This is a genomic window from Microbispora corallina, from assembly GCF_016863035.1.
GTDB classification, from domain to species: domain Bacteria; phylum Actinomycetota; class Actinomycetes; order Streptosporangiales; family Streptosporangiaceae; genus Microbispora; species Microbispora corallina.
Genome location: NZ_BOOC01000077.1, coordinates 1 through 7,470, shown reverse-complemented (window position 1 = coordinate 7,470; position 7,470 = coordinate 1). Strand labels below are relative to the sequence as shown.

The 7,470-nt window shown below is 69.4% G+C and carries 8 protein-coding genes; 2 read left to right on the top strand and 6 right to left on the bottom strand.

Annotation, left to right across the window (positions count from 1 at the left end):
* The coding region (locus Mco01_RS38510; protein ID WP_204061763.1) for a cellulose-binding domain-containing protein at positions 1-579 on the bottom strand (579 nt) is incomplete at its 3' end.
* Positions 580-1,559: 980 nt separating this feature from the next.
* Entirely contained in the window at positions 1,560-2,009 is a 450-nt protein-coding gene (locus Mco01_RS38505) for a carboxymuconolactone decarboxylase family protein (protein WP_204061762.1), read from the bottom strand.
* Positions 2,010-2,092: 83 nt separating this feature from the next.
* On the opposite strand from Mco01_RS38505, the gene Mco01_RS38500 reads away from it, so the two are divergent.
* Positions 2,093-2,977 (top strand): sigma-70 family RNA polymerase sigma factor, encoded by an 885-nt coding sequence (locus tag Mco01_RS38500; protein ID WP_204061761.1) that lies wholly within the window; start codon positions 2,093-2,095, stop codon positions 2,975-2,977.
* A gap of 141 nt (positions 2,978-3,118) precedes the next feature.
* On the top strand, positions 3,119-4,183 hold the full coding sequence (locus tag Mco01_RS38495) for an alpha/beta fold hydrolase (RefSeq protein ID WP_204061760.1): 1,065 nt from the start codon (positions 3,119-3,121) through the stop codon (positions 4,181-4,183).
* Between the two features lie 21 nt (positions 4,184-4,204).
* On the opposite strand, the gene Mco01_RS38490 is transcribed toward Mco01_RS38495, so the two are convergent.
* The 4 genes from Mco01_RS38490 to Mco01_RS38480 form a co-directional block, all read right to left on the bottom strand.
* Positions 4,205-5,389, bottom strand: a complete 1,185-nt coding sequence (locus Mco01_RS38490; RefSeq protein ID WP_204061759.1) for a hypothetical protein — start codon at positions 5,387-5,389, stop codon at positions 4,205-4,207.
* Between the two features lie 145 nt (positions 5,390-5,534).
* A complete protein-coding gene (locus Mco01_RS40025; RefSeq protein ID WP_275410697.1) occupies positions 5,535-5,657 on the bottom strand; it encodes a hypothetical protein in 123 nt (40 codons plus the stop codon).
* A gap of 55 nt (positions 5,658-5,712) precedes the next feature.
* On the bottom strand, positions 5,713-6,810 hold the full coding sequence (locus tag Mco01_RS38485) for a HesA/MoeB/ThiF family protein (RefSeq protein ID WP_204061758.1): 1,098 nt from the start codon (positions 6,808-6,810) through the stop codon (positions 5,713-5,715).
* A gap of 258 nt (positions 6,811-7,068) precedes the next feature.
* Positions 7,069-7,470: RICIN domain-containing protein (locus Mco01_RS38480; RefSeq protein ID WP_204061757.1), on the bottom strand; the 402-nt coding region annotated here is incomplete at its 5' end.

The window sequence follows — 7,470 nt, the reverse complement described above, 5'->3', positions numbered from 1 at the left end:
CGAAGGGCTCGGGGTCGGCGTGGGCGTCGGAGTCGGCGTAGGCGTCGGAGTCGGCGTCGGAGTGGGCGTGGGGGTCGGGGTGGGCGTGGGGGTCGGCGTCGGGGTGCCGGTGTTGCCGCAGGTCACGCCGTTCAGGGCGAACGACGTGGGCACCGGGTTGCTGCCGTTCCACGAGCCGTTGAACCCGAAGTTGGTGCTGCCGCCGGAGGGGATGGAGGCGTTGTAGGAGACGTTGGTGGCGGTCACGGACGAGCCGGACTGGGCCGGGGTGGCGTTCCACATCTGGGTGATCTGCTGGCCGGCGCCGAAGGACCAGGTCAGCCGCCAGCCGTTGACCGCGTCACCGAGGTTGTTGATGGTGACGCTGGCGTTGAAGCCGCCCGGCCAGCTCGAACTGACGGTGTAGTCGACCCGGCAGGCGACGGCGGCCTGAGCGGGCTGTGTGGCCAGCATGCCGGCTCCGGCCAGCAGGACCGAGAGGGCGCCGATCGCGAGGCCGCGGCGCGAGGCCCGCCGGGGCGGCGCCGCGGTCGCGACGGCGGAGGGGCGCGGTGACCGCGCTCGCCAGGGCAGACGCATCTGTAATCTCCTCATCATCATGTCCGGCCGCCGTCAAGAGCTGGTGCAGGTAGCGGTCGGGGTGGCCGCGGCGCCGTTCGCGGTGAACACGGAGGTCGTGGAACCGCGCGGGAGCCGTTGCAGGAAAAGCGCGGGGATCACTCCGCGCGATCGACGCCGCGTCCCGTGATCGGGGAACGCACACCACCAGGGCGTCGCGAACGGCGGCCCTCACCGCGCACCACCACATGGCTGGAGGAAGCCGCCTCGGGGACAAAGTTTGGAAACCATGCCGAAATGTGTCAAGTCCCCCAAGAAAGTTTCAGAGCACCCCTCCGGCCGGCGCACAGGGCGGTCCCCGATAACGCCTGATGGGGCCGCACGCCCGTCCCGCCGCCCCACGATGGGCGCGCGGTGCCGTCCTTGACATCGCCTCTTCGTCTCGTATTGGCTCCGAGCTGCCACCACAGCCCACCCGACAGAGAAGGAACCGCGACCGAGAAGATGTGTTAACGCTCACATTCGAGGGCCGCAGCCTGCGGCCATGTGCGGGGCGGACCCGCGGACGGACACCACGTCCCTGGAGCCGCCCGTCCAGGAGAGTCACCGATGAGGAGGCGGTTCACCTGTGGCGGCTCATGACGCTGCCGGTGCTCCTGCTCGTGCTTGTCGTCGCCCACCATGATGTGACGTAGCGGGGCTCTTCTCCTGTGGGAGACCGCTGTCCCAGAGCAGCGAGACGACACTGTGCGGGAGCCCACTTCACGCATAAGTCGCGCCACGCCTGCGAGCGTTCACGGCGACGGCGCTCCACGCCGCCGCGCGCGGCCTTTCGCCCGCCCGACGTCCGGACGGGCGGTTCTCCGGCTGGTCGCGGACGCCGGCACCTCGGGCCCGCCGGCCGTGGCGGCGTCACGCCGTACCGGCCGATCCGCGTCTCGGCGGGGCGTCACCCGTATCGCGGGAGGCGCGGCCTCCGGACGGATGACGCCCCGCCCGGCTCACCAGGTCTTGCCGGCCTGCTCCCGGAGCGTGCGGTTGATCCGGTTGAAGAAGTTGGTGATCGCGATTTCCAGGACGATCGCGGACAGCTGCTTCTCGTCGAAGTGAGCGGCGGCGGCGTCCCAGATCTCGTCGGTCACGCCCGGCGCGCCGTCCTGGATCCGGGTGGCGGCCTCGGTCAGCGCGAGCGCTGCCCGCTCCCCCTCGGTGAAGAAGGGCGTCTCGCGCCACGTGACCACGTTGTGCAGCCGCTGATCGGTCTCTCCGTGCTTCTTCGCCGACTCGACCCCGGCGAACACGCAGGGGCTGCAGCCGTTGATCTGGCTCGCCCGCAGGTGGACCAGCTCGAGCAGGAGCGGGTCGACGCCACCGGCCTGAATCGCCTTGTTGAGCTGCTGGATCGCCGCGAATACGTCGGGATTCCCCGAGCTCTTCATACGTGCTTCCATCGTCGTGCTCCTTCATTCGGTTACGTGCGCCCATCCGGGCTCGTCATCACCCATGACGGAGCAGATCCGAGGAAGGTAACGACATGTCCGACACCAGCCCGACAGACCCGGTGGCCGCGGCGTTCGAGGCCCAGCGTGACCGGCTGCGGGCCGTCGCCTACCGCATGCTCGGATCGCACGCGGACGCCGAGGACGTGGTGCAGGAGGCCTGGCTGCGGCTCTCCCGGCAGGATGTGGCGACCATCGACAACTTCGCCGGCTGGCTGACCACCGTGGTCGGCCGGATCAGCCTCGACGTCCTGCGGTCGCGGCAGGCCCATCCTGAGGCGTCCTACGACGACCGGTTGCCCGAGTTCGTCGTGACGGTGGACGACGGCCCCGCGCCGGAGGACGACGTGGCGCTCGCCGATTCTGTCGGGCTCGCGCTCCTCGTCGTCCTCGAGTCGCTCAGGCCGAGCGAGCGGCTGGCGTTCGTGCTGCACGACCTGTTCGCGGTGCCGTTCGACGAGATCGGCAAGATCCTCGGCAAGTCCACCGACGCGACCAAGATGCTCGCCAGCCGCGCCCGCAGGAAGGTGCAGGCGACCGAGCGTCCGGCGGCGGCCGGACGGGAGCAGCGCGAGGTGGTCCAGGCCTTCCTGTCGGCGGCTCGCAACGGCGACTTCGAGGGGCTGCTACGCGTGCTCGACCCCGAGGTGAAGCTGACCGTCGACACCCCCGGCGGCGTGGTCGTCGTCCTCGGCGCCACCGAGGTCGCCGCCGGCGCGCAAAGCCGAACGCGCGCCGGCGCAGCCGCGCGTGGGCGGGTGGTGCTCGTCGACGGCCTTCCCGGGTTCGTGTCGTGGCGCGAGGACGGCACCCCGCTGTCGGTCATGGCGTTCACCGTCGTCGACGGCCGGATCGCCCGCATCGCGGCTCTGATCGACCCGGCCAGGCTCGCGTCGATGGACCTGCCGGAGCCGGGGTGATGCGCTCCCGGACAAGCCGAGACCCGGTATGGACGTTTCCTCGTTGTTGATTCGGCCGCCGAATCCGCTGTACGAATAACGGAGTCAAGGTGATCACGACGCGACCGGGCTCTCGCCCCTCCAAAAGGTACGTGGAGTGTGATGAATCGACCGTTCCGGGACAGGGGGATCGTCGTCAGGGCGCTGGCCGGGCTCGTCGCGGGTGTGGCCGCCGGTGGGGCCATGAGCGCCGTCTACCAGACGTACGGCGCCCGGCGTGATCGCCGCCGGTTTCCTCCACCCGGCCGGATGGTCGACATCGGCGGTCGCCGGATCCACCTGTGGACCGCGGGCACCGGCCCGCCGGCCGTCGTCGTCGTGCCCGGACTGGGCGAGCCCGGGCTGAACTGGGCCGCGCTGGCACCCCGGCTGGCGGTGGAATCGTCGGTCGTCCTGTACGACCGCGCCGGACTCGGGTGGAGCGACCCGTCCCCGTGGGCGGGACCGGCGCTGGCGGCGGCACGCGACCTGCGGCGCGCGCTGGACGAGGCAGGGATCCTCCCGCCGTACGTCCTGGTCGGGCACTCGGCCGGAGGCAACGTCGTCCGTTTGTTCACCGCCGAGAGTCCCGGCACCGTGGCGGCGGTCGTCCTCGTCGACTCCAGCCATCCCGAGCAGCTCCGCCTGCTGCACGGCACGAGAACCGCCCTCGCCCGGCAGATGCTGCGCTCACGCCTGACACCGCTGGGCCTTCGGCGCCTGGCCTTCGACGCCGGATGGAGCGACCGCGCCCAGCGCGACGCCGAGGCCCGGCGCCTGCCGCCGGAGCTCCTGTCCACCAGGATCGCCTTCGACCTCAGCGACCGGCACCGCCGCACCGAGCTGCGTGAGACGGCGGCCGCGATCACCGTCAACCCCGTCCAGGTCCGCCGCCGGGCTCCGACCCTGGGAGCGATTCCGCTCACCGTCGTCTCATCCAGCCCCGACGAACCGCCGGCCACCGACGTGAAGGCGACCGCCGACCACCACCGCTTCCAGGCCGTCTGGTCCCCACTTCAGGCGGACCTGGTACGGCTGTCCTCCGACGCCGTCCACGTCGTCGCGGAGCACGCGGGGCATCACATCCACCGGGACCGGCCGGAACTCGTCGCCGGCGTCATACTCGACCACGTCCGGCGAATCCGGGCCGAGGCCGGCAAGGGTGGGTTGACCGGTACCGGTGCGTGAACCGGACGCGAGGATCGCTGCTCAGACGCCGGCGTCTCCGGTTCTGCGGCGGAGACGACGACCGTGTCTGCGCCACCAGGCACGTAGCCAGAGGATCTGGGTCGTCGCCAGGATCGTCAGGACCACCACGGCGTCCAGCGTCTCCGACGGGCCGCTGGGGGAGATCAGGGTCTGCGCCGACCGGACCACCAGGGTCACCGTCACGGGAAGGGTGATGGTCGCGAAGACGCCGAGACAGGCGATCGTCCCGCCCACGAGCACCATCGCGTAGACGACCAGCCACCGGCGCTCGCGGCGGCTCACCTGGGGGATCGGGCCGGGACGACGACGCCCCAGCAGCCGCGTCAGCCCGTGCCGGGCATAGGCGATGACGTCGCCGTACATGTTGCGGCAGCCCGTCAGGTCCTGCAGCACGAAGTACAGGTCTGTGCGCATGAACACGCATGCCTGGGTGGCCAGGACGACCATGCCGGTGAGCAGCGCGATCGAGTACGCGGGATGCGGACCCGTCAGGACGCTGAGGATCACGCAGATCGCGCACAGGGCGATGTCCACCGCCATCCCGGAGAGGTAGACGGTCAGCCGCACCCGGCGCGGTGCCAGCCAGATAGCCGAGACATCGGTCTGCACGGCCAAGAACTGCAGTCTCGTGCCGAACGTGACCCGTCCGGGAACCCCTGCCGCGCGAGCGGTCACCAGATGCGCCATCTCGTGGATGAAAAGCATCAGCCAGCCGATGGCGATCCGGGTGAACAGCACGGCCGCCCCGCTCGGGCTCCACAGGAGCGCGCGCCAGTCGGGCAGCAACGCGGGCTGCCTGACCAGCAGGATCACACCGACCGCGATCAGCGCCACGACGCAGACGTGCAGGGCGGGATGCAGAGTCCAGCGGACGCTTTCCGGGCGTAACCGCGGAAAGGTCGGACGGGGCGGGTCCGGCGTGGGGACCGGCCTGCCGTCGACGGCCGCCACCAGCCCCGCGTCTGCCAGCTGCCGGACGAAGGAGTCGATGTCCAGCTTGCAGCCGGTCTCCTGCCGAAGCCGCCTCTGCGTCTCCCCGGTGGGGAGACCGTCTTGCAGCAGACGCAGAGCTCGCATGCCGACGTCCGGCAGGGCCACGAAATCGCCGGTCGAGACGCGCCCGACGATCCACTCCCCCCGGTCCATTCGTACGCCGAGCTCGTGCAGCACGACCCTGCTGGTCATGGTACGGAAACGACGGAGAGAACAGTCCCCGGAGTGAGGCATATCCGTCGCGCGTCCGGCATGAGCGAACGCTCCCTGCTCATCGTGTTCCCCCAGTGACACGCGGCTGAGCCGGAATATCCCGGCTCAGCCGCGACGGCCACGCCTATTGGCCGTGGCTGTTGCTGTCAAACCCCGTCGTCTCGATCTTGTCGAGCTTCCGGATCGAGATGGCCTGCAGTTCTTCGACCTCGTCCGGTACAGGATGCGTTTCGCGTTCCTCTGCCACGAGAACTTCCTCTCCGTTCTGTTGGGCCACGAGGTTTCGAAGCCCCCACAGAGGATCATGATCGATTCACAGAAGAAGTCAAGGGATGACAATTGGTGCAGTCGGCGCGCGGCAGAGCTTGGAAGACGTCGTGGTCTCCGAGCACCGCGAGATTCATGGCTCGCAATGTCCCCGGCATCGGATCCGGCACGCCGGTGATGAGAGAGACAACGGATTGCGCGACCATCTGACCACTGATTCCGGCCGAGAAGGCGATCACGCCGGGGCCGCCGAGATCGACCTCTATCTCCGGTGGCCGATCGGCTGTCGCCTGCGCACTCACGCATTCGTAACACGCGCCCTCCGGTGGTGCGAAGACGCCGCAGGTGACAACCGGCCCGGAGTAACCGCCGCCGGCCCAGGGCACCCCCGCGGCGGCGCAGGCCCGGCTGGCCCAGACCTTGATGTTCTCCGCGCCCCGGGGCTCGTCCGCGCAGAGCGCCAGGACGTCGTAGCCGTCCACGAGCCGGGCGAGATCGCCCTCGCTTTCGACCCGTTCCCGTGAGCGGGTGACGGTGACATCGGAGTTGACCCGGCTGATCCGGTTCGCCGCGACATCCGCCTTGAACTGGCCGATGTCGTCCTCCGTGTAAAGAATCTGGCGGTTCAGATTGGACAACTCGATCCGGTCGGGATCGACGCAGTGAATTTCCCCGACTCCCACCGCGGCCAGTGCCCATGCCACGTGCGAGCCGGTGCCGCCCAAACCGAGTACGACTGCCCGGGAACGCTTCAATTTGAGTTGAAGCTCCCAATCATGTTCCCGTGGGGTGAGATCGACGCGCCGGAAGAACGCACGGCTTCTACTGTAACGATCGAGCTCTCGCTCACTGAGCTCCGACGGGATTATGGCGGCGGCGTCCTCGACATAACCCGAGGCCATCAAAGCCGAGACAATCGCCGTCGACCGAACCGAGGGAAGGTCGGCGAAACGGTCCGACAACAGCGTCGCAATGGTGTCGGGGTCATGAGTCCCGTCCATCAGGTGCAGCGCCGTCCACACCCAGCCCTCCGGATCGTCGATCTCGGCGGCGATTCCGTGGGTGTCGCCACCGATTCGAACGGTTCCGCCGGCAAGCCTGAACGGCTTGTGCTCCGGCTTCACTTTGGGCATGCGGTATCTGCGTGTCATTCGTGACGCACTCCCGTCTCGCACCGTTCTGATCCTCAGGTGACGATTACAGGCTGTCAACCTCCGGCGCTGGGGGCGACGGCGCTCACCGAGGGGGCGCGCGGGGGCTCCCCGCTGGATGACTCACGCCACCGCACCCGTCGTTCGCGGAACGGCTCCGCGTCGGCGGCGGAGCACGGGAAAGCCGATGGCCGGGGTCGTGTCGACCCCGGCCATCAGCCCGTTACGGATGGTGCGACCTCAGGAGAGCCCGCTCCAGCTCCACTTCTGGTTGCTGCCGCCCCAGCAGGAGTACATCTGGAGCTGCGTGCCGTTGCCGGTGCCCTGGCCGGCGGCGTCCAGGCACAGCCCGGACTGGACGCCGACGATGGTGCCGTCGGAGTTGAGGCGCCACTTCTGGTTGTCGCCGCCCCAGCAGCTGTAGATCTGGACCTTGACGCCGTTGCCGGTGCCGGCGGCGTCCAGGCACTTGTTGCCGTAGACCCGGAGCTCCTGAGCGGAGGTGTAGGACCACTGCTGGTTGGCGCCGCTGTGGCAGTCCCAGATCTGCAGCTGGGTGCCGTCGGTGGTGCTGGAGTTGGGCACGTCCACGCAGCGGCCGGAGCTGACGCCTCTGATCTGCCCGGCGCCGCCGCCCGTGGG